Origin of the sequence: Cryobacterium sp. Hb1 (assembly GCF_004403585.1) — a bacterium.
In the GTDB taxonomy this organism is placed as follows: Bacteria; Actinomycetota; Actinomycetes; order Actinomycetales; family Microbacteriaceae; genus Cryobacterium; species Cryobacterium lyxosi.
Genome location: NZ_SOHI01000005.1, coordinates 61,669 through 84,100, shown reverse-complemented (window position 1 = coordinate 84,100; position 22,432 = coordinate 61,669). Strand labels below are relative to the sequence as shown.

Here is a 22,432-nt window from a genome sequence, read left to right as displayed (position 1 = left end):
GGGAGAGTAGGACACCGCCGGACTTAACTTAGAAACACCAGAAAAGCCATCCCTCACGGGATGGCTTTTCTGCGTTAACAACCACCCCGGGTGGTTGTTATGTGTTAAGCGAACAGAAGAGGCCACGCACGGTGTGCGTGGCCTCTTTTCGTTCAAGAACTAACGGCGGCGGAGGCCGTCCAGGGCTACGGCAAGCACGTCGTCCGCGAGGTGACCGGCGTCTTCGGGACCCTCGGGGCGATACCACTCGGCGATCGAATTGACCATGCCGAAGAGCAGTCGCGTGACGACGCGCGGGTCGATGTCCCTGCGCAATGAGCCCTCATCACGGGCTTCGATGACCAGGGCAGAGACCGCTCGGTCAAAGGCACGGCGACGGGTGAGCGCCAAGCGCTCGACCTCCGTGTTACCACGCACACGCAGCAGTAGGGTGACATACGGAAGCCGAGACGTCAAAATGTGCACGGCGCCCCGAAGCACGTAGGCCAGGCGGTCAATCGCACTACCGGTCAGCGCGCCAGACTCGAGCAGCACGCCCTCGAGACCGTTGAGGGCTTCATCAAGGGCGAGCTGGAGCACTTCATCCTTGGAGGTGAAGTGGTGATAAATAGCAGCCTTCGACAGGGCCAGCCGCGTCGCGAGCACTCCCATCGAGGTTGCGTCGTAACCGAATTCGTTGAACGCGGTCACGGCGATCTCAAGAATGGCGCGCTGGTCATAGCCGGGGCGGCCGCGTTTTGGTGGGTGTACGTCAGGCATAGGACTTGAGTCTCTCACGCAGGCGTACCCACCATGACCGGCTAGCGTAGGTCGTAGACGCGTTTGTGCTTCCCGGCACTGCGCGGCAGGGTGCCGGGTTCGACTATAAGCACGTTCACGCTCGATCCGATCCGATCCTTGATCAGGGCGATGAGCAACGCACGGGCAATGGCCGATGAGGCATCATTGGCGTGCTCGTGTCGCTCGATGCGTACGGTGAGCTCGTCCATGCGCGACGGTCGCGTCAACTCGAGTACGAAGTGCGGGGAGAGGTGCTCGATTCCGAGAACGATCTCCTCGATCTGGGTCGGGAACAGGTTCACCCCGCGCAGAATGATCATGTCGTCGTTGCGGCCGGTGATCTTTTCCATACGGCGCATTCCCGGCCGCGCGGTGCCGGGCAGTAATCGAGTCAAGTCGCGGGTGCGGTAGCGGATGACCGGAAAGGCCTCCTTGGTCAGCGACGTGAAGACGAGCTCACCGGTTTCTCCATCGGGCAGGCTGCGTCCGGTGTCACCATTGATGATCTCGGGCAGAAAGTGATCTTCCCAAAGATGTGGGCCGTCCTTGGACTCGATGCACTCATTGCCGACACCAGGCCCCATGACCTCGCTGAGGCCATAGATGTCGAGCGCATCGAAATCGAGGCGGTCCTCAAGTTCCAGACGCATCTGGTTGGTCCACGGCTCTGCACCGAGCACGCCGGCCTTCAGGCTCGAGCGGCGTGGATCAAGTCCGGCAGCAACCATGGCATCGGTGATCGTGAGTAGGTAGCTGGGCGTTGACAGGATGACATCGGGCTCGAAGTCGGTGATCATCTGGACCTGTTTGTTGGTCTGGCCGCCCGACATGGGAATGGCGCAAGCGCCTAGCGCTTCAATGCCGGCATGGGCACCGAGCCCGCCCGTGAACAAACCGTAGCCGTAGGCGTTGTGCACCTTCATTCCCGGGCGCACGCCAGACGCACGCAGGCTGCGGGCTACCAGACCAGCCCACATAGCGAGGTCGTTCTTGGTGTACCCGACCACGGTCGGCAGGCCGGTTGTCCCTGACGATGTGTGAATGCGCGCGACCCGGCCCATCGGTACCGCGAACATGCCGAATGGGTAGGAGATCCGCAGGTCGTCTTTGGTGGTGAAGGGCAAGAGCGAGATATCTTCCAAGGTGCGAATGTCGCCGGGGTGAACACCGGCAGCATCAAATTTGCGCGTATAGAGGGGTACATTCTCGTAGGCGTGCCGCACGGTGTTCTGTAACCGAATCAGTTGCAGCTCGCGGATCTCGCCCTGAGACATCCGCTCGGCCGCGTCGAGTTCGTCGAGTGCTGGTGCGTGCAGACGGGTCTTAGTCAGCGTTGACATAGTGCCTTCCAAAAGGGTTAGAGGTGGCTGCGGTCGGGAACGGGCAAGTTGGTGGTGCGGCTGTGACCGCGAAATTCGGCGATGGTCACGTCGTTGTCGACGGTGATCCGTACGTCATAGATGCCACTGCGGCCGCTCTTCACGCGCAGCAGCGCGGTCGCGGTGAGATTCTGGCCGCTCGTGGTCGACGCCAGAAATGTGATGTCCGCGCCAGCGGCCAGCGTGACGTGGTGTGAATCATTGCAGGCAATGGCGAACGCCGTATCGGCGAGGGCGAACACGAAACCGCCGTGGGTCACATCAAACCCATTGAGCATGTCGTCACGTACGACCATGGATACCACCGAGTAGCCCGGTTCGTTTTGGTGCACGATCATTCCAAGAGAAGCGGATGCCCGGTCGCGCTTCATCATCGCCTGGCTGCCGACAGAGCGCGGTTCGGTCATTCGGTTCTCCTCGTTGAGTGGCCGTTTCGGTCGGGGTTGCCCGGCCGATAATGTGACTATATACTAACTGAACGATCGGTCGGTAATAAATTGCGCATCCGTGCGCGACATTGCTAGCGTGCGCCACCGTAGCGCCGTCCGCTTGTGCACGAAACCAACCACGATCACCGCAGTCAACGCAGACCAGGAGCCGATGATGACAAGCACCATCACGCCCGATACAAGCGCAACCGCCGATATCAGCGTCGAAGAGCAGCAGTTCAACGACTTGATCGAAGCCGACTCGCGCATCGAACCGCGCGATTGGATGCCTGAGGGGTACCGTAAGTCACTCGTGCGCCAAATCTCGCAGCACGCACACTCGGAGATCATCGGCATGCAGCCCGAGTCGAACTGGATCACTCGCGCCCCGAGCCTCAAGCGCAAAGCCATTCTCATGGCCAAGGTGCAAGACGAAGCCGGCCACGGCCTCTACCTCTATTCCGCCGCGCAGACCCTCGGCGCCACCCGCGATGACATGACGGATGCCCTCATCGCTGGCAAGGCGCGATACTCGTCGATCTTCAATTACCCGACTCCGACCTGGGCCGACATGGGCTCGATCGGATGGCTGGTCGACGGTGCCGCTATCTGCAACCAAGTGCCTCTCTGCCGCGCCTCGTATGGTCCCTACGGTCGTGCGATGGTGCGCATCTGCAAGGAAGAATCCTTCCACCAGCGTCAGGGCTTCGAGATTCTGCTCGAACTTATGGCCGGTACCAAAGAGCAGCGCCAGATGGCCCAGGAGTCGGTCAACCGGTGGTACTGGCCCGCGCTCATGATGTTCGGGCCGCCCGACGACGACTCGCCCAACTCCGCGCAGTCCATGGCGTGGAAGATCAAGCGTCACTCCAACGACGAACTGCGTCAGCGCTTCGTGAACATGCTTGTTCCCCAGGCGGCCGTGCTCGGCGTCACCCTGCCCGACCCCGACCTGCACTTCAACGACCAAACCCAGCAGTGGGATCTTGGTGAGATCGACTGGACCGAGTTTCACGAGGTGCTCGCCGGTCGCGGCCCGAACAACGCCCAGCGTCTTCAGCGTCGACGCGACGCCCACGAAAACGGCGCGTGGGTGCGCGAAGCCGCCGCAGCCTATGCCATTAAACAAACCGCCCGCAAACAGTTTGCACGAACCGAAGAAACGGCATCCAAATGACCACTCCTGGCGATTCGGCTTCTGAAATCTGGCCCCTCTGGGAGGTCTTCGTGCGCTCCAACCGCGGCCTCAGCCACGTACACGTTGGCTCCCTGCACGCTCCCGACGAAACTCTCGCCGTGCGCAATGCCCGTGACCTGTACACCCGCCGCAGTGAGGGCGTCTCGGTCTGGGTCGTTCCCGCCGCGGCCATCACCACGAGTGATCCAGACGCCAAGGGCGCCTTCTTCGAATCATCCGCCGGCAAGAGCTACCGCCACGCGAGCTACTACTCCAAGAGTGAAGGCGTGAAGCACCTATGAACGAGGACACTGTGAGCATTGACAGCGCCGAAGCGGATGCCGACGACCACGGTCACGTCGCCGTCGCTGTCACCACCCTCGACGCTGAACTCATCGAGGGCACGTCGAACGCGACACCCGACATCGCGGAGTACGCCCTGTGGCTCGGCGATGACGCGCTGGTCCTGGCCCAGCAGCTTGGCGCCTGGATCTCCCGCGCACCCGAGCTTGAAGAAGACGTCGCCCTCGGCAACGTCGCCCTCGACCTGATCGGCCACGCCCGGTCCCTGCTGCACTACGCCGGAACCGCGACGAACCGCACTGAAGATGACCTCGCCTACTGGCGTACCGAGCCCGATTTTCGGTCGCTGCACATTGTCGAGCAGCCCAACGGTGACTTCGCACACACGATCGCACGCCAGTTCGTCGTGTCCCACTACGTGTTCGAGCTGTACAGCCGGCTGCGGGCATCCGCTGATCAAACGCTTGCCGCGATCGCCGCCAAGGCAGTGAAAGAGGTCGACTACCACCGCGACCACGCGACCCAATGGGTGCTGCGCCTCGCGCAGGGCACCGACGAATCGCGTCGCCGAATGATCACCGCTCTGTCCGACCTGTGGCCCTACGTCGACGAGATCTTCCGGGACGAACCACTCATCGATCGCCTCGAAGGAATCGCGGTGCGCCCGTCGAGCCTGCGCCCCGCCTTCGACGCCGCCATCGCACCGGTGTTCGCCGAAGCCGAAGTCGAACTCCCTAGCGGATTCGTCGCCTCGGGCGGAGGCCGCATCGGAAAACATTCCGAACACCTCGCTTTTCTCCTCGCCGAGATGCAGGTGCTCACCCGCGCCCACCCCGGAGCATCATGGTGACCGCCGCCGCGCGTGAGGCGATCTCGCGCCCGCGTCCCATCGATGCGGCTTCGCTCGCCGCCTGGACGATCGCCGCGCAGGTCGTCGACCCCGAGATTCCGGTACTCACCATCGAAGATCTCGGTGTGCTGCGGTCGGTCAGGGTCACCAGCGATGCTGTCGCGGTGACCCTGACGCCGACCTACAGCGGATGCCCCGCCATGGACGCCATGCGCGACGACGTCCTGGCGGTGCTTGCGAGCGCTGGCTACGAGAATGTGTCGGTGCGGCTCGTACTCAGCCCGGCCTGGACCACCGACTGGATGAGCGAGATCGGTATGAATAAACTCCGCGAATACGGCATCGCCGCCCCAACCGGGCACGCGACCGTGCGTGGTTCCGGCCCGGCTGGCCCGATTCGTCTGAAAATGGCCGTCAAGTGCCCGCGCTGCTCTTCACTCAACACCCGCGAGCTCGCGCACTTCGGTTCCACCTCCTGCAAGTCCCTCTACGAATGCCGAGACTGCCTCGAGCCGTTCGACTACTTCAAGGTGCTCTAATGGCCGCAACACGTCTCGAATCCACCACGCAGACCGCCACGACTCTGGCGCCGGTCAAGCACCGCGCCCGCTTTCACACCTTGACGGTGGCTGAAGTGCGCCCGCTCACGGCCGACAGCGTCGAAGTCACTTTCATCGTTCCCCCCAAACTGCAGGGCGCGTTCAACTACCTGCCCGGCCAGCATCTCGCCCTGCGCGCCACGATTGACGGTAAGGAGCTGCGTCGCAGCTATTCGATCTGCCGCCCCGAGACATCCGGCCAGATCAGTGTCGCGATCAAACGCGGCCTTGGCGGCGCGTTCTCCACCTGGGCCAACAGCGAGCTGCATGCCGGGGACACACTCGACGTGATGAGCCCGCAGGGCAGCTTCGTTTCCACCCTGCAGGGACGAAGTCATAAGCACATCGTTGGAGTGGCCGCCGGTTCGGGAATCACCCCGCTCATGGCGCTCGCGCACACCGTGCTCGCTGCCTCACCGACGTCGATGTTCACCCTCGTCTACACCAACCGCACCGCGCTCGACGTGATGTTCCTCGACGAACTTGCCGAGCTCAAGGACCGTTACCCGGCCCGTCTCGCGCTCTATCACGTGCTCTCTCGCGAGCAGCGCTCATCCTCGTTGCTCTCCGGCCGCATCGATGAGCAGAAATTTCGGCGCATGCTCGACACGATCCTGCGCCCCGCTACGGTCGATGAGTGGTTTCTATGTGGTCCGTTCGAATTGGTGCAGCTCTGCCGCGACACGCTTGAGAGTACCGGCGTGGATCGGTCGCACGTGCGCTTCGAGCTGTTCACCACCGGCAAACCCTCGGCCGCACACGGTGACCGCGGTCGGCCGGTCATCATCGGCACGGGGGACAAGACCTATCAGATCGAGTTCACACTCGACGGCCAGAGCAACACGGTCACCACCCCGGTAAACGCGAACGAGAGCATTCTGAATGCTGCCCTGCGGGTGCGGCCCGACGTTCCCTTCGCCTGCGCCGGAGGCGTCTGCGGAACCTGCCGCGCCAAACTGGTCAGCGGCGACGTCACCATGACCGAGAACTACGCGCTCGAGCCCGAAGAACTCGCTCGCGGCTATGTCCTGACCTGCCAGTCGCATCCGACCACCGACACCGTCGTCGTCGACTACGACACGTGACAGCACAACATCTGACAGCACAACATCTGACAGCCAGACATTCAACAGTGCAGAAAGCGGATGCCATGATTGAGCTCTCAATAGACAACGACGTCGCCCACATGGTGCTGAACGCGCCCGACAAACTCAACGCCCTCGATGAGGCCGCAATCGTCGAACTCGACGCGGCTTACCAGGAGGCTGAGCGGGCTGGCGTGCGCGCACTCGTACTGAGCGGCGTGGGCCGGGCCTTCTGCGCCGGCCGCGATATCTCGGCGGTCGACCCGGGCACCGACGACGTACTCGGCTACCTCGATGATCTGGTCACCCCGCTGCTGCAGCGCATGAGCAGGTTTCCGGCACCGACCTTCGCGGCCGCCCATGGCGCGTGTCTTGGAGTGGGCCTCGGCCTGCTCATCGCCACCGACGTCGTCTATGTCGCCGATACCGCCAAGATCGGTTCACCGTTCGCCAACCTCGGCGCCACCCTCGATTCGGGTGGACACGCCCTCTTCGTCGACCGCCTCGGCGCGCATCGCACCCTCGATCTGATCTACAGCGGACGCCTTATGTCTGGAGCCGAGGCCGTCGCCGGCGGCCTGTTCAGCCAGGTTTTTGCAGCGGCAGAGCTGAACGCGGCGACCGTGCAGGCAGCCGCGCGCGCGGCATCCGGTGCCACTCAGGCTTTTCTTGCGAGCAAGGCGCTCGTGCAATCGCTGCGCGACGAACGCCTTGGACTCTGGCAGAGCATGAGCGACGAAAACGCCGCCCAGGCCGCGCTCTGCGCCACGGGCGATTACCGCGAGGGTTTCGCCGCGTTCCAACAAAAGCGCAAGCCCGCCTTCACCGGGCGCGCCTGCCCGCACTGAGCCGAAAGTTGATGCCGACGGCCCGCTCGGTCCACGACGACTTGCCGACCGTGGTCGATCACTAGCTCCCACCAGTCTTTTTGCAAGGTCTGTCAGTTACTCTGAAGGAGATTGCTCGAAAAAGTCACCCTGGACGATACCGGAGAGGGCCGTCATGCACACACGCTGGGCCCGCTTCGCACGCGGCTGGATCGTTGCCGTGTTCTCAACCTTTGCCGCCGCCCTGTCGCACACGCTCGGTGGTGACTCAGTACCCGGTCTGCTGGCGATCGTCGTATCGCTCGCCTTCGCTGGCATGGTGTGCGTCGCTCTCTCGGGTCGTACCCTGTCATTCTGGCGTGGCACCGCATCCGTGCTGATCAGCCAGCTCATCTTTCACGGACTGTTTTCACTCGGCGCACCCGGTGGTGCGCTCGGCGCCGAAGCCCTCGCCGCTTCGGGTACCCACCAGCATGCGGCGCTGCCCGGTCTGATCGGCCCGCTCGCACCGGGCGGGGGCGCTGATGTCACGCATGACGGTGCCACCATGTGGGTCGCCCACCTCGGAGCCGCCATCATCACTATTCTGGTGCTGCGTTCTGGGGAGCGCGCGTTCTGGGGCCTCGTCGAAAGCGTTCGCCTGGGCATGCGCACCCTGTACGTCCCCACACCGGTGGTCGTGCCGGTCGCGGCGCCGCTTCGCATCGGGCACGAGGCGCCGGTGTTCGCGCCGCGCGATCTGGTTCTCGTGTTGTCGGCCATGCGGCATCGTGGCCCGCCGTCCAGCGCGTTCTTTGCCTGACACAGCCACGAACCAGACCATTTTCCCCGCCGCACCGAACGCAGAGCACAGGCCGCTCCGGCCCCGTTCGGTCAGCGCCGGGCACCCCACGCTAAAGGACAATCATGAAGTTCACGACCCCTCGCGGTGCCGCCGCTACACCGGCCGCCACCGCCCAACGCAAGCAGTCGGTCTAGCACCGTGCGCGCCAACACGACGCCTCACGGAGCGACAACGCCCCTCCCTCGAACTGTGCACCAGAAGCCGACCCGCCGGCAGACAGCTTCGGCCACCCGCAGTGCGGCCCGAGCCGTATTCGCGGTCGTCGTAGCTGCAGCGGCTCTGGGCTGGGGCGCGGCCCCGGCATCCGCTCACAACAGCGTCGTCGGTTCCTCACCGGCGGCCGACGCGGTGGTGACCGAGCAGCCCGGTGTATTCTCCGTCACCACGAGTGACCAGTTGCTCGATCTCGGCGCATCCGGCTCCGGGGCTGCGATGGTCGTCACCGGGCCGGCCAGTGCGCCGCTGTTCTACGGTGACGGGTGCGCAACGGTCTCCGGTGCCACGATCGAAACCGCGGCGCAGCTCGGTGCGGCCGGCCAATACACGGTGATCTGGCAGACGGTCTCCACCGATGGCCACTCGATCTCAGACGAGTTCACTTTCACCTGGAAGCCAACCCCGGGCCAAACACTCGCTGACGGTGCGACCGCGGCTGCCTCGTGCGGAATCGAAGCGGATGCCGCCCCCACGGACGTCACCGCGGACACCGGATCGAGTGCCGCCAGCGACAGCCCCCTGCCAACCATCGCCTGGATCGGCGGAGCCATCGGTGCGGTCCTGCTCGCTGGCGCAGTGACCCTGCTCGTCCTGCGCCGCACACGCCGTAGCTGACTCACCAGACAGCGGGTAAATGCTTGCTTCAGATACAGCGAAGCACCCAGTTACCCGCTGTCGCGGATCGGATTGGCGCGCGGAAACGTGTCAGGGGGGCCGGGTAAAGTTATGCAGGTGAGTTGGAACGCTGAGCTGCCCTGGAACCCCGACGACGTTGAACCACCCAGGAACTTCGGCGGCCCAAGTGACTTCGACGGCCCGAGCGACTCCGATGCCCCCGACGATTACGACGCTCCACCGCCAGAGTCGGACCGGGAATACGCTGCCAGCCAGCCTGTCGGGCGGCAGCCGGTCCAGCCGGCCGTAGCACCCGCTTCGAGCCAACGCAGCGGGGCTGCGGCCACCTGGTCCGCCACGCCGATGCGCGCAGCGACCCGCAAGTTCGCCACCGCAGCCGAAGCCCTGCACACCGTGTTCGGCTACGACTCGTTTCGCGGCGACCAGGCTGAGATCATTGCCCAGGTCGTCGACGGCAAGGACGCCGTCGTGCTCATGCCCACCGGCGGCGGAAAGAGCCTGTGTTACCAAATTCCCGCGCTCGTGCGACCCGGTACCGGCATCGTCGTCTCACCCCTCATCGCCCTGATGCAAGACCAGGTGGATGCCCTCACCGCCGTGGGTGTGCGCGCCGAGTTCCTCAATTCCAGCCAGGATTCGCAGACTCGCAACCAGGTCGAACGCGACTACCTGAACGGTGACCTCGACCTGCTCTACGTCGCCCCGGAGCGCCTGTCGAATGAGGCAACCAAACGGCTGCTCGAGCGCGGTACCATCGCTCTGTTCGCCATCGACGAGGCCCACTGCGTGTCGCAGTGGGGACACGATTTTCGGCCGGACTACCTCGCGCTCAGCGAACTCGCCGACCGCTGGCCGGACGTGCCGCGCATCGCCCTCACCGCCACCGCGACGGACGCCACGCACCAGGAAATCACGACCCGCCTGCAGATGGGCAACGCCAAGCATTTCGTGGCGAGCTTCGACCGGCCCAATATTCAGTACCGCATCGTCGGTAAGGCCGAGGTGCGCAAGCAACTGTTGTCTTTCCTCAAGACGGAGCACCCCGGCGACGCCGGAATCGTCTATGCGCTCAGCCGCAAGACGGTCGACCAGACCGCCGAGTTTCTGCGTCAGAACGGCGTCAATGCGCTGCCGTATCACGCCGGGCTCGACGCGGGACTGCGCGCCCGCACCCAGTCCCGGTTCCTTCGCGAAGAGGGCGTCGTCATCGTGGCCACGATCGCGTTCGGTATGGGGATCGACAAGCCCGACGTGCGCTTCGTCGCCCACATCGACCTGCCCAAATCGGTCGAGGGCTACTACCAGGAGACCGGTCGCGCCGGCCGCGACGGCGCCCCGGCCACGGCCTGGCTCGCCTACGGCCTGCAAGACGTCGTGCAACAGCGTCGCATGATCGACGAATCGCCGGGCGACCTCGGCCATCGGCGCAAACTCTCCGCCCACCTCGACGCCATGCTCGCCCTCTGCGAAACCGTGCACTGCCGCCGAGTCAACCTGCTGCGCTACTTCGGCCAGACCAGCGAACCCTGCGGCAACTGCGACACCTGCCTGGAACCCCCCGAAGCCTGGGACGGCACCATCCCCGCCCAGAAACTGCTTTCCACCATCGTTCGCCTGCACCGCGAACGCAACCAGAAGTTCGGCGCCGGCCACCTCATTGACATCCTCCGCGGCAAAGAAACCCCCCGCGCCACCCAATACCGGCATACCGAACTAAGCACCTGGGGCCTTGGCGCCGATCTCAGCGACCAGGCCTGGCGTGGCGTCGTGCGCCAAATGCTGGCCCAGGGGCTGCTCGCTACCTCCGGAGAATACGGAACCCTCGTGCTGACGGATACCGCCGCCGAAGTTCTGGGGGGCAGTCGCGATGTGCGACTGCGGCGCGAACCCGACCGCCCCGCACGTTCCAGCGCCGCCCGCCGCCCGAGCGCAGCGAAAGTCGCGGCCGCCGACCTCAGCACGGCCCAGGAGACCCTGTTCGAAGCGCTGCGCGTGTGGCGTTCGGCCGAGTCAAAGGAGCAGGGCGTTCCCGCCTACATCGTCTTCGGGGACGCGACCCTCATTGCTGTGGCCGCAGCAGGCCCCACCACGCTCGCCGCGCTCGATGGCATCACCGGTATCGGTGCTAAGAAACTCGAAGCCTACGGCGCAGCCCTGCTCGAGGTCGTCGCGACTTCCGCGTGATCGTAACGGTGCGCTATTTGTGTGGGAGCGCAGGTGTGCACGGCTCCAAGTTGTAGTAAACCTACAAAACGGATGCCGGGGCGGCATCTCTCGTTGTTGCCCCCGCACCGCGCGTTTCACGACCACGACCATGCGGCCCTAACGTTGCGATCATCACTTTCGCGCGAACAGTTAGGACCACCCATGGTTGACACGAAACAGCGCTCCAGTACCCGATCGACGACGATCGATCCCAGCCTCGATCCCAGTATTGACACGGGACCCATCAAGTCCATCGGTGATCCGACCGCCCCCGCAGTCAACGTCGAACAACTCGGGCGCCAGCTGCTCGGCACCTGGGCGGATGTGCGCCTCGCCGCCCGAGAAGTGACCGCTCGCCCCGATATGCAGCGCATCGAGGGCCTCTCCATGGCTGACCACCGGCTGCGCGTTCTCGAGCAGCTCAAGGTACTCGCAGCCAACGGCCACGTACTGCGCGCCTTTCCCAAGCACCTGGGCGGTCAGGACGACCACGGTGGAAACATTGCGGGCTTTGAAGAACTCGTCATTGCCGACCCGAGTCTGCAGATCAAGGGCGGCGTTCAGTGGGGCTTGTTCGGCGCCGCTGTGCTGCACCTCGGCACCAAGCCGCACCACGATAAGTACCTTCCCGGCATCATGGACCTGAGCGTGCCGGGCGCGTTCGCCATGACCGAAATCGGTCACGGCTCCGACGTGGCGAGCATCGCGACCACCGCGACCTTCGACGCCGCCACCGGCGAGTTCGTCGTCAACACCCCGTTTCGCGCTGCCTGGAAGGATTACCTCGGCAACGCCGCGAAGGACGGCATCGCCGCCGTCTTGTTCGCGCAACTCATCACCCAGGGCGTCAACCACGGTGTGCACGCCTTTTATTTGCCGATTCGCGATGAAAACGGCGACTTTCTGCCCGGTGTCGGCGGCGAGGACGACGGTTTGAAGGGGGGGCTCAACGGCATCGACAATGGTCGCCTGCACTTTACCGACGTGCGCATCCCGCGTGAAAACCTGCTCAACCGGTACGGCGACGTCGCCCAGGACGGTACCTACTCCAGCCCGATATCAAGCCCCGGGCGTCGTTTCTTCACGATGCTGGGCACACTGGTGCAGGGGCGCGTGTCACTCGACGGGGCCGCCACCGCGGCATCCGCTCTGGCCCTGACCATCGCAATCACCTATGGAAGCCAGCGTCGGCAGTTCACCGCCGGCAGCGACACTGACGAGGAGGTCATCCTCGACTACCAGCGGCACCAGCGCCGGTTGTTTCCGCGCCTTGCCACGACGTACGCCCAGACCTTCGCACACGACGAATTTCTGGTGAAGTTCGACGACGTGTTCAGCGGCAAAGCCGACACCGACGATGACCGGCAAGACCTCGAGACCCTCGCCGCCGCGCTCAAGCCACTCTCCACCTGGCATGCGCTCGACACCCTGCAGGAAGCCCGTGAAGCCTGCGGCGGCGCCGGCTTCATGGCCGAGAACCGCCTCGTGGGGCTGCGCGCCGACCTCGACATCTTCGCGACCTTCGAGGGCGACAACAACGTGCTGCTGCAGCTCGTCGCCAAGCGTCTGCTCACCGATTACAGCCGTAAATTCGCCACAGCGGATGCCGGCGCCCTCGCCCGCTACGTCGTGCAGCACGCCGCTGGTCGCGCCTACCACGGCACAGGCCTCCGCACTCTCGGCCAGTCCGTCGCCGACCGTGGATCAACGGCCCGCTCGGTCGGCGCCCTCCGCGAGAGTGATGTGCAGCGCGAGCTGCTCACCGATCGGGTCGAGAGCATGATCGGTGAGGTCGCCGGCAAGCTGCGCGGCGCTACCAAACTACCAAAGAAGCAGGCCGCCGACCTGTTCAACGCACACCAGAACGAGCTCATCGAAGCAGCACGCGCCCATGGCGAACTACTGCAGTGGGAGTCGTTCACCCGGGCGCTCGACGCCACAGCGGATGCCGGCACCAAGCAGGTGCTCACCTGGCTGCGCGACCTGTTCGGCCTCGGCCTGGTCGAGAAGAACCTGGCCTGGTACCTCATCCACGGACGTCTGTCTGCCCAGCGGGCCCAGGCCGTCACGGCCTACATCGACCGGCTGATCGCGCGCATCCGTCCGCATGCCCTCGATCTCGTCGACGCGTTCGGCTATTCGCCAGATCACCTGCGGGCTACGATCGCGAGCGGTATCGAACGTGAACGCCAGAACGAGGCGCGCGACTACTACGCCGACCGGCGGGCGTCGGGGGCCGCTCCCGCACCCGAAAAGTCGGTCAAACGGTAGGGCGGCGCGCGTCGTACTCAGGTACGACACCGGTGGCGCAGAACCATCCCCACGGTTGATGCGCCACATAAGGGGTAAACCATACCGTTTGGTATGGGGGCTTCAATGCAGTGAATCGGGGCCTTATCCACCAACGGAATGAGGCAGTCGTGATCCAGGCACAGTCCCTGACCAAGCACTACGGAAGCAAAACCGCGGTCGACGCGATCGACTTCACGGTGCAGCCCGGCAAGGTCACCGGGTTTCTCGGGCCGAACGGCGCGGGCAAGTCCACCACAATGCGCATGATCGTGGGTCTGGACCGACCCAGCGCCGGATCGGTCATCGTCAACGGTAAGCCGTATCACGAGCACAAGGCGCCGCTGCGTGAGGTCGGAGTGTTGCTCGACGCCAAGGCCGTGCACACCGGCCGTAGCGCGTTCAACCACCTGCGCGCCATGGCCGCAACGCATAACATCCCCACGAGCCGGGTGCACGAGGTCATCAACCTCACCGGCCTGGAGTCCGTCGCCCGTAAGCGCGTCGGCGGTTTCTCGCTCGGCATGGGCCAGCGTCTCGGCATCGCCGCCGCGTTGCTCGGCGACCCAGCCACCCTCATCCTGGACGAGCCGGTCAACGGCCTCGACCCCGAGGGCGTGCAGTGGGTGCGCAAGCTCACCAAACAGCTCGCCGCCGAGGGCCGCACCGTGCTGCTCTCCTCGCACCTGATGAGCGAGATGGCGCTCACCGCCGACCACATCATCGTCCTCGGCCGCGGTCGGGTGATAGCGGATGCCTCGGTCGCCGATATCATCGCCTCGGCCGCGCAGAACACGGTTCGCGTGCGCACACCGCACTCAGCGGCCCTCGCCGCCCTGCTGGCACAGGACGATGTCACCATCACCAACGTCGAGCAGGACGTGCTCGAGATCAGCGGACTGACCGTGACCGAGATCGGTGACCGCGCCGTTGCCGCCCAGATCTCCCTGCACGAGCTCTCGGCGGTCAATGCTTCCCTTGAGGACGCCTATATGAAACTCACGCAGAACGAAGTGGAGTATCGCACCGGCGATGCCTCTTCCCACACCGAAGTGGAGGTCGCTCGATGAGCACCCAGACCCACCAGACAACGCAATCCGCTTCTTTGGCCCCCTTCGTTTCAACCGGCTCCGGGCTCAGCTTCAGCGGCCTGCTCAAGTCTGAAACGATCAAGCTCTGGAGCCTGCGCTCCACCTACTGGACCTTTTCCCTCGTCGTCGTGGCCGCGCTCGGACTCGCCGTAGCGATGTCCTTCGCCTTGTCGCCGGAAACGGCCGGATTCGACCCGGCCACCGGTGCCGCCATGGCCGTCGATAACGCGCAGATGTATGTCATCGTCTCCACCACCGGATTGGGCCTTGGCCAAATGATCGTCGCTGTTCTTGGCGTGCTCTCGATCAGCGGCGAATACTCCACTGGCATGATCAAGTCGACGCTCACCGCGGTACCGGACCGTTTGGCCGCGCTCTGGGCCAAGGTCATCGTGGTGTTCGGGTTCACCTTCCTGGTGGGCCTGTTCAGTGTGCTCGGCTCGTTCCTCGTAGCCACCCCCATCCTGGGATCCCAGGACGTCACTGCAAGCCTGTTCGACGTCGACGTGATCATGCCATTGCTCGGCAACGTGCTGTTCCTCGCGCTCATCGCGGTGTTCTCGGTTGGTATCGGCACGATCGTGCGCAGCAGCGCTGGCGGCATCGCGACGGTGCTGGGCATCATCCTGCTCCTGCCGACGGTTGTGTCATTGTTTTCCCTACTCGTCGAGTGGGTTGCTGACATGATGCCGTTCATGCTCACCGTGGCCGGCTCCGAGATGATCGCCCCGACCATGGTGGAATCCTGGCAGGCGCTCCTGATCGTTCTCGCGTGGGTGGCAGTGAGCCTCGGGATGGCCGCGCTGTTGCTCAAACGACGCGACGCCTAACCCGTACCATCGAAGAATGAGCACCAACACCTCTTTTCCCGCGCGCGACTTCGCGCCGGGGGGAGAGGTGGCGTTGCCTACTCCATCCGGGGTGGTGCGGCGGTTTTGGAGCCGACATCCGCACGTGGCCGACGCGCTGATCGCAGCGATCTACGTGGTACCGATAGCGCTCACCCTCGTGGGCAACGGGCTGGCTGCCGAGCCTGCTCTACGCGGCGACATCGTACTGAACGGTGCCATCGCGCTGCTTCTGGCCGTCGCCCTGATCTTTCGACGACGGATGCCCCGGCTCGTTTTGGTCATCACCTGGATCAGCCTGCTCACCTTCACCGACTATGGCGAAGCGAATCTCGTCGCCCAGCTCCTCGCGCTCTACGCGGTTGCGGTGTACTCCGATGCGCGCAGCGCGTGGATCGGGTCGGGGGCGTCAACGGTGCTGGCGAGTCTGGTCGCCTGGCAGACCGATAATCCGGCCGATTTACCGTGGATTCCGGTGGCCATCCAGATCGGGATCATGATGCTGGCAACGACCCTGGTTGGCGTCAATGTGGGAAACAGCAGGCGTTACGTGATCTCGTTGGTTGATCTGGCCGGGCAGCTGACCCGTGAACGCGACCAGCAAGCTCAATTCTCACGCCTGTCCGAGCGAAACCGCATCGCTTCCGAAATGCACGACGTTGTCGCCCACAGCCTGTCCGTTATGGTGGCGCTCGCCGACGGTGCCCATGCCATCGCGCCCAAGAACGTTGAGCGCTCTCGTGCGGCGATGCTCGACATTGCCAGTACCGGGCGCCGATCGATGACCGAGATGCGGCGTCTTCTCGGCATACTCGATGTCGGTATCGAGCCGGCCCCGCGTTCGCCGCAGCCGGGAATCGACCAACTGGCTGACCTCGTCGAATCCTTCCGGTCGACCGGACTGCCCGTCGTGTTGGAACGCAGCGGCCGCGAACCGGCAAATCCGAGCGTGCAGCTGACGATTTTTCGACTGGTGCAAGAGTCGCTCACCAACGTGCTGCGATACGCGGATACACCTACACGGGTCGTAGTGGAGTTGCACTCGGCCCCCGGAACTGCCGCGGTCACCATCAGCGATAACGGTCGGAAACGCCGGGAGCCGGGCGCGCGTGCGTTCGGCCGCGGCTTGATCGGCATGCAGGAACGGGTGTCCATTTATGGCGGCGACTTTGAAGCCGGAGCAGGAATCCACGACGGATGGCGCGTGCACGCCGCGATGGCTTTCGAGGACGAACCACCATTAGTCGAGGACCATAGATGACCGTACCGGCGCCAACCCCACCGCCCGAACGCATCCGCATTATGCTCGTCGACGACCAGGCACTCCTGCGCGTGGGCTTTCGCATGGTGCTCGAGGCCGAAGACGATTTCAGCGTCGTCGCCGAAGCAGCCGACGGCGTGGGGGCGATCGCGCTCGCCACGAGTGCGCGCCCGCAGGTCATTCTGATGGACGTGCGCATGCCGGGGCTCGACGGCATTGAGGCTACGCGACAAATCATGGCGGCCCACCCGAATACCCGCATCATCATTCTCACCACCTTCGACCTCGACGAGTACGCCTTCGGCGGTCTGCGCGCCGGCGCGAGCGGCTTCCTGCTGAAAAACTCCGAACCGCGGGAGCTGATCAGTGCCATTCGCACGGTCGTCTCGGGGGAGGCATCCGTTTCACCACGGGTGACCCGCCGCCTGCTCGACCTCTTTGGTACCCACCTGCCACAGCCCGACGCCGAAAACGGATGCGCAGCCCAGGCTCTCGCGCAGCTCACTGAGCGGGAAACGGAGGTCTTTCTCGCTATCGCCGAGGGGCTGTCCAACCCGGAACTGGCCGAGCGGTTTTTTCTCTCCGAATCGACCGTGAAGACCCATGTCGGCCGAATCCTGCACAAACTCGGCCTTCGAGACCGGGTGCAAGCGGTCATTCTGGCCTACGAACGGGGCCTGGTCGGACAGTGACCGTCGGCCGGTTTCATCACCGACCGCGGCCTTCGACCAGTCTGGCGCAGTCGATGCACAGCTCCGCCGTCAGCAGGGCGGACAGTCGGGCGGCCCCGATGGGTTTACCGCATCGGATGCAGGTGCCATAACCCCCGTCAGCGATTCGGGCAAGCGAACGATCGATTGCGGCGACTTTCTCATTGAACTCGCCGTGGACACCGACAATTCGTGACCACTCACCCGAGAGAGTCGGGCCTTCTGGGTCGTGCTCGTCGTCGGCCGATCCGTCGCTGCGCGCCTCACGCACGCTCGTGAGCGATTCTGCCAGCCGGTTCAGCTCGGTCGCCGTTAAGGCGCGCTGATCCCTGAGGGCCTGGTCGAAGCGCCGGAGCTCGTCGTCCGAGAGAGAGGTGCTCGCCATGATCTATCGTTGCACGCCCCGACCGCTTAGTCCCAACGGTGGATTTGTGGAATCTATCAACCTCCGATCGGGGGAATAGGCTCGTCGCATGCGTACCTTCTATCCCGAGCTCGAACCCTACGAAACCGGCATGCTCGATGTCGGTGACAACCAGACCATCTACTGGGAAGCCTCCGGCAACCCAGACGGCAAGCCGGCGGTCTATCTGCACGGTGGCCCGGGCGGCGGGTCCGGTCCGAACCAGCGTCGGGCATTTGACCCGGCGAAGTACCGCATCATCCTATTTGATCAGCGCGGTTGCGGTCTCAGCACCCCGCACGCGAGCGAGCCCGACGTTGACCTGGGCGTCAACACCACCTGGACCCTTGTGGCCGACCTCGAGAAACTGCGCGAGCACCTCGGCATTGACCGTTGGCTGGTGTGCGGCGGATCGTGGGGCAGCACTCTCGCCCTCGCCTACGCCGAGACCCACCCGGAGAAGGTCACCGAACTCGTCGTACGCGGTATCTTCACCCTGCGCCCGGTTGAACTCGACTGGTTCTACGAGGGCGGTGCCGCCGCAATCTACCCCGACCTGTGGGAGTCCTTTGTCGCGCCCGTTCCTGAAAACGAACGCGGCCACCTGATCGAGGCCTACGGCCGGCTGCTGCACGACCCCGATCAATTCGTGCGCGAACGTGCTGGCGTGGCGTGGGCCACCTGGGAATCCTCGACCATTACCCTGCTGCAGGAACCCGACAAGATCGTCCGCTTCTCTGACCCCGCTTTTGCGGTGGCCTTCGCCCGCATCGAGAACCATTTCTTCGCCAACAAGGGCTGGTTCACGCCCAACCAGCTCATCGACAACGCCTCCCGCCTCGCCGACATCCCCGGCGTCATCGTGCAGGGCCGTTACGACATGTGCACCCCAGCGTTCACCGCGTGGGACCTGCACAAGAACTGGCCGGAAGCCGAATTCTGCCTCATTCCCGATGCCGGCCACGCCTTCGACCAGCCCGGCATTCTCGATGCCATTATTGTGGCGACCGACCGCTTCGCAACCTAATCCAGTGAGAATTTGTCAGGCAGTCCTCACGGATCTGCGATACTGACCGCATGACCGACTCGAACTTCGCTTCCCTCGCCGTGGTGGTGGTGAATTTCGGGTCGGCAGCGTTGCTCGAAGAGAATCTCCAACCGCTGTCCAGATCGGCACCGGGCCTGCACGTCGTGGTCGTCGACAATTTCACCGACGTCGCGGAGCAGGCCAGGGTGGCGGTGATCGCCGAGCGCGAGGGCTGGCAGCACGTGCTGTCGCCGACCAACCGCGGCTTCGGCGGCGGGATGAACCTCGGCGTCGCGCGGGCGCAAGAGAGTGGGCGCACCCATTTTCTCCTCTTGAATCCGGATGCCGCCATCCCCACCGACCAGGTCGCCCGCCTGCTCGAGGCCGTCACCCTGCATCCGCTCACCCTGGTCTCGCCCCGCATCCTGCGGCCGGACGGTACGGTGTGGTTCGACGGTAGCGATCTATACCTCGAAGACGGGCGCGTGCGCGCCACCCGCAAGCGAGGGGACGACCCGGGCATACGGGTCACTCCCTGGCTGAGCGGCGCGTGCCTGCTCATCAGTGATGACCTCTGGCGCCGGGTCGGCGGGTTCAGCGACGACTATTTTCTGTACTGGGAAGACGTCGAACTCTCACACCGGGTGCTGTTGGCCGGGGGAGAGGTCACGGTCTGCGCCGACGCGTACGCTACCCACGCGCAGGGCGGTACTCAGGGCGCCGGCCAGCATAGCGCCGGCCAGGCCAAGTCGTACTCCTACTACTACTACAACGTGCGCAACCGCCTGGTTTACGCGGCTCGCAACCTCACCGACGACGACCGCCGAAGATGGCGTCGACGCAGCGTGCCAGCGGCTTGGGAGGTCATTTCTCGCGGGGGACGACGGCAGCTGCTGAGCTCGCTGCAGCCGCTTCTGGCTGCGGCCCGCGGGCTGCGCGACGGCCTCGCTTACCGGCCGGTACCTGCCTCCACGCCGACGCCTGCCCCAACCAGAACGACCTAGCGCTTGCGCCGCCGAGTGAACCGCTTGGCGTACTCGAGCAGAGTCACGAAGTCGGTGCGCCGCACGCCGTAGAACTGCAGTGGGTTGATGTTGAATTTGCGATACATGAACCACAAATTCAGGTTGCTTGAAATGAGGTTGCCGGCCAGGGTCGCCAGCGCGGCTCCCATTGCGCCGAACGGCGGTGCCAAGACGATCAGCATGGTGATATTCACCAGGCAGGCGATCAGAAGCGACACGCTGCGCAGGCCTGGGCGTCCGCGGGCGCTCAAGCCGGAGCCGCCGATCGACCCGGGAGTGCCGAGCACCACAGCAGCGAGCAGCACACCGGCCACCGGCAGTGCGGGGCGAAAATCCTCGCCGAACAGAAAAGGCAGCCACCACAACATGCTGATGCCGAGGAACGCGGCGGCCAGCCCGCACAGCATGGTGCTGATGCGAGCCGAGGAGGCGAGACGCGCGTCGACGGAATCAGCAGCATCGGTCACAAAAGTCACGTCCCGCACCGCCTGGTTGATGATCAGCGGTAGTTCACTCACGCTCACCGCGACCACGTACAACCCGAGCTGATAGGTGCCGGCGAACGGTGTCATAAGCACCTGGTCGAGCCTGGACAGCAGAATTCCTGACAGCGAGCCGACCCAGATGCGCAGTCCATAGCTCAGCAGTCCGGCGGTGCGCGCCTCGCGCGGAACGTCAAAGGCTCGTGGGTCGAGGCTGCGCATGCGCCCGATGTAGACGAACAGCCCGGTCACCGGCATCGCGGCCACCGCGATCGTCGCCACGAGCGGCGTCAGGTTGCCGGTGAGCCAGAACGGAATGAGCACAGCGAGCCGCAGAGACGAGGTCACAATGCGCTCTAAGGCAACCAGCCGCCAGCTTTGGGTAGCGGATGCTACTCCCCGGAATACGCCGACGAGCAAATTGGGCACAATGGCCAGGCAGGCCACCAGAATAAGTTGCTGCACCGTCGGGTCGCCACCGCTGAGCCAGGCCGCTGACAAAGCGACGGCGCCCATGGCGAGCAGCCCCGCGATAATCAGAATGAGCACGCCCCGGTTTGAGGCGTTGCGGGCCAGGGTGGGGTTACGGGCGATCGCCCACGTGACGGCTTCGGGAACACCAAAGGTGGCTACCGTGACCACGAGGGCGAGAGGCGCGGTCGCAGCGGCCACAGCACCACGACCGTCGACCCCGAGTGCCTGGGCCAGGATCGGACCGGAAAACAGCGCGACAAGGGGGGGGAAGGCGTTTCCGACCAGCGCGATCGTCATGTTGCGCGACACCGAATTCGGGGCGGCCGTCCGGCCTGGGGTGGAGCCCGCTGAAGGCTCGACCGTACGGTCGGTGGCCCGCTGGGCGGCCATCGGCCCTCGGGGTCGCCTAGGTGTCATCGCTGCTCACCACTCGAAGCGCGGGAATCGCCCGCAACACGAGCGAATCACGGGGGTCATCGCGCAGTATCCGCTCTCGTTCAACGTCGCCCACGCACGCCGCGAACTGGGCATCGTTGCCGCCCTCGGTCACATTCTGTCGGTAGAGGGTGCCCCGCTGCGAACCTGGAATGGCCGGATACTCGGCCTGAGCCTCACCCACCTGACGGGCGCGAATGCCGTGCCGAACGGCGACCGAATAGACCCACAAATCGTCCGCCCGCGGAGCGACCCGCAGAAAGGCATCACCTTCGGCGCGCAGCGCATCGAGCAGGCCGAGTGGGTAGTAGATCCCGGAGACGCCGGTGCAGAGCGTTCGATAACTCGCGGCGGTCCCGCGGGCTGCGACCCAGCGAGAGTAGAGCGCCACCCGATCGCCGTCAAAGGTGACCGTGTGGGCGCGCTGCCCGACGATCTCCAGCGGATGCCGGGCGGCCGCCTCGAGTAATTCGGCCAGCCAGGTGCGCGGGTATAAGACGTCGTCGTCGGCGGCCACCAGCGGGAGCGTCGGTGTGGAAGAGGCGTATGGAAACTGTTTTTTATGCGGTCCAAAGTCGGGGCAGGATTGAATTTCCAGGCCGCGCCGCTGCAAACGACGCAGTGTGGCCGGTGGGTGCGCGAGCGCCGCGGCGTCATCGAGCCAGAGGATGAGACGCCGGGGGCGGATTCGCCCGGCGGCGATGGTCTCGAGGGCATAGTGCACAAGGGCGATCCGGTGGCCGAAGGAGGTCAGGTTTACCACCACGGCGCCCGATCCTGTCACTGATCGGCGGCTCAGCCGATTGGTCAGGCGCAGGCCCGCAAGGCGTAGCTTGACTTTGGCCCGCTGCGCGAGAGCGGCGGGGTCTCGGCGCAGATCGGTGACAAGCCGATGGATGGTGTTGATGACCACGTTATTGAAGACCACAAGCTGCTTCCGGTTGCACAATGAATATCTCTCACGAAATCGCCACTATACAGGCCGTGCCGCCCGCACCCGCCCCCCTCCTCGGGGGGATGATTTTCCCTCAGTTTGAGAGAGTTCGCCCTTGTCTCTT

At 64.6% G+C, this 22,432-nt stretch carries 22 protein-coding genes; 16 read left to right on the top strand and 6 right to left on the bottom strand.

Annotation, left to right across the window (positions count from 1 at the left end; all coding sequences use genetic code 11):
* Nucleotides 1-159: 159 nt before the first annotated feature.
* From E3T38_RS00650 to paaI, 3 genes are read right to left on the bottom strand one after another with little or no spacing between them, the layout of a single operon-like run.
* Nucleotides 160-759, bottom strand: a complete 600-nt coding sequence (locus E3T38_RS00650; RefSeq protein WP_134545534.1) for a TetR/AcrR family transcriptional regulator — start codon at nt 757-759, stop codon at nt 160-162.
* Nucleotides 760-800: 41 nt separating this feature from the next.
* Entirely contained in the window at nt 801-2,120 is a 1,320-nt protein-coding gene (gene paaK / locus E3T38_RS00645) for a phenylacetate--CoA ligase PaaK (RefSeq protein ID WP_134545533.1), read from the bottom strand.
* A gap of 17 nt (nt 2,121-2,137) precedes the next feature.
* The gene (gene paaI / locus E3T38_RS00640) at nt 2,138-2,566 is read right to left on the bottom strand and encodes a hydroxyphenylacetyl-CoA thioesterase PaaI (protein WP_134545532.1); all 429 of its coding nucleotides are present in this window, start codon (nt 2,564-2,566) and stop codon (nt 2,138-2,140) included.
* Between the two features lie 193 nt (nt 2,567-2,759).
* Here paaI and paaA point away from each other — a divergent pair, with 193 nt between their 5' ends.
* From paaA to E3T38_RS00570, 14 genes are all read left to right on the top strand, one after another.
* Nucleotides 2,760-3,764 carry a 1,2-phenylacetyl-CoA epoxidase subunit PaaA gene (gene paaA, locus E3T38_RS00635; RefSeq protein ID WP_370448962.1) on the top strand — a complete coding sequence of 335 codons (1,005 nt, stop codon included), beginning with the start codon at nt 2,760-2,762 and terminating at the stop codon, nt 3,762-3,764.
* Nucleotides 3,761-4,066 carry a 1,2-phenylacetyl-CoA epoxidase subunit PaaB gene (gene paaB, locus E3T38_RS00630; protein WP_134545531.1) on the top strand — a complete coding sequence of 102 codons (306 nt, stop codon included), beginning with the start codon at nt 3,761-3,763 and terminating at the stop codon, nt 4,064-4,066. The genes paaA and paaB overlap by 4 nt, the downstream gene beginning before the upstream one ends.
* Nucleotides 4,063-4,917 carry a 1,2-phenylacetyl-CoA epoxidase subunit PaaC gene (paaC, locus tag E3T38_RS00625; protein ID WP_134545530.1) on the top strand — a complete coding sequence of 285 codons (855 nt, stop codon included), beginning with the start codon at nt 4,063-4,065 and terminating at the stop codon, nt 4,915-4,917. Before paaB ends, paaC begins: the two co-directional genes overlap by 4 nt.
* Complete coding sequence (gene paaD / locus E3T38_RS00620; RefSeq protein WP_134545529.1) at nt 4,911-5,456, top strand: 1,2-phenylacetyl-CoA epoxidase subunit PaaD; 546 nt, start codon at nt 4,911-4,913, stop codon at nt 5,454-5,456. The genes paaC and paaD overlap by 7 nt, the downstream gene beginning before the upstream one ends.
* The gene (gene paaE, locus E3T38_RS00615; RefSeq protein ID WP_134545528.1) at nt 5,456-6,601 is read left to right on the top strand and encodes a 1,2-phenylacetyl-CoA epoxidase subunit PaaE; all 1,146 of its coding nucleotides are present in this window, start codon (nt 5,456-5,458) and stop codon (nt 6,599-6,601) included. Before paaD ends, paaE begins: the two co-directional genes overlap by 1 nt.
* A 65-nt stretch (nt 6,602-6,666) precedes the next feature.
* Nucleotides 6,667-7,449: an enoyl-CoA hydratase/isomerase family protein gene (locus E3T38_RS00610; protein WP_134545527.1), complete on the top strand. Its 783-nt coding sequence runs from the start codon at nt 6,667-6,669 to the stop codon at nt 7,447-7,449.
* 154 nt (nt 7,450-7,603) lie between these two features.
* Entirely contained in the window at nt 7,604-8,230 is a 627-nt protein-coding gene (locus E3T38_RS00605; protein WP_134545526.1) for a hypothetical protein, read from the top strand.
* A gap of 231 nt (nt 8,231-8,461) precedes the next feature.
* Nucleotides 8,462-9,103: a copper resistance CopC family protein gene (locus tag E3T38_RS00600; RefSeq protein ID WP_166805361.1), complete on the top strand. Its 642-nt coding sequence runs from the start codon at nt 8,462-8,464 to the stop codon at nt 9,101-9,103.
* A gap of 363 nt (nt 9,104-9,466) precedes the next feature.
* Nucleotides 9,467-11,308, top strand: coding sequence for a DNA helicase RecQ (recQ, locus tag E3T38_RS00595; protein ID WP_241984222.1), 1,842 nt, complete (start codon nt 9,467-9,469; stop codon nt 11,306-11,308).
* Between the two features lie 183 nt (nt 11,309-11,491).
* Nucleotides 11,492-13,600, top strand: coding sequence for an acyl-CoA dehydrogenase (locus E3T38_RS00590; protein WP_134545523.1), 2,109 nt, complete (start codon nt 11,492-11,494; stop codon nt 13,598-13,600).
* Nucleotides 13,601-13,749: 149 nt separating this feature from the next.
* Nucleotides 13,750-14,688, top strand: coding sequence for an ABC transporter ATP-binding protein (locus E3T38_RS00585; RefSeq protein ID WP_134545522.1), 939 nt, complete (start codon nt 13,750-13,752; stop codon nt 14,686-14,688).
* Nucleotides 14,685-15,539, top strand: a complete 855-nt coding sequence (locus tag E3T38_RS00580; RefSeq protein WP_134545521.1) for an ABC transporter permease — start codon at nt 14,685-14,687, stop codon at nt 15,537-15,539. The genes E3T38_RS00585 and E3T38_RS00580 overlap by 4 nt, the downstream gene beginning before the upstream one ends.
* A 16-nt stretch (nt 15,540-15,555) precedes the next feature.
* Complete coding sequence (locus E3T38_RS00575; RefSeq protein ID WP_134545520.1) at nt 15,556-16,818, top strand: sensor histidine kinase; 1,263 nt, start codon at nt 15,556-15,558, stop codon at nt 16,816-16,818.
* Entirely contained in the window at nt 16,815-17,510 is a 696-nt protein-coding gene (locus E3T38_RS00570; protein ID WP_134545519.1) for a response regulator transcription factor, read from the top strand. Before E3T38_RS00575 ends, E3T38_RS00570 begins: the two co-directional genes overlap by 4 nt.
* A 16-nt stretch (nt 17,511-17,526) precedes the next feature.
* Here E3T38_RS00570 and E3T38_RS00565 read toward each other — a convergent pair whose 3' ends face one another.
* The gene (locus E3T38_RS00565; RefSeq protein WP_134545518.1) at nt 17,527-17,913 is read right to left on the bottom strand and encodes a TraR/DksA C4-type zinc finger protein; all 387 of its coding nucleotides are present in this window, start codon (nt 17,911-17,913) and stop codon (nt 17,527-17,529) included.
* Nucleotides 17,914-18,001: 88 nt separating this feature from the next.
* Here E3T38_RS00565 and pip point away from each other — a divergent pair, with 88 nt between their 5' ends.
* Together pip and E3T38_RS00555 are read left to right on the top strand one after the other, a co-directional pair.
* Nucleotides 18,002-18,958: a prolyl aminopeptidase gene (gene pip, locus E3T38_RS00560; RefSeq protein ID WP_134545517.1), complete on the top strand. Its 957-nt coding sequence runs from the start codon at nt 18,002-18,004 to the stop codon at nt 18,956-18,958.
* Nucleotides 18,959-19,008: 50 nt separating this feature from the next.
* Nucleotides 19,009-19,962 (top strand): glycosyltransferase family 2 protein, encoded by a 954-nt coding sequence (locus tag E3T38_RS00555; protein ID WP_134545516.1) that lies wholly within the window; start codon nt 19,009-19,011, stop codon nt 19,960-19,962.
* On the opposite strand, the gene E3T38_RS00550 is transcribed toward E3T38_RS00555, so the two are convergent.
* Nucleotides 19,959-21,329, bottom strand: coding sequence for an oligosaccharide flippase family protein (locus E3T38_RS00550; RefSeq protein ID WP_166805360.1), 1,371 nt, complete (start codon nt 21,327-21,329; stop codon nt 19,959-19,961). The two genes, E3T38_RS00555 and E3T38_RS00550, sit on opposite strands and share 4 nt — an antisense overlap.
* A gap of 16 nt (nt 21,330-21,345) precedes the next feature.
* Nucleotides 21,346-22,302: a hypothetical protein gene (locus E3T38_RS00545; protein ID WP_134545514.1), complete on the bottom strand. Its 957-nt coding sequence runs from the start codon at nt 22,300-22,302 to the stop codon at nt 21,346-21,348.
* Nucleotides 22,303-22,432 lie beyond the last annotated feature (130 nt).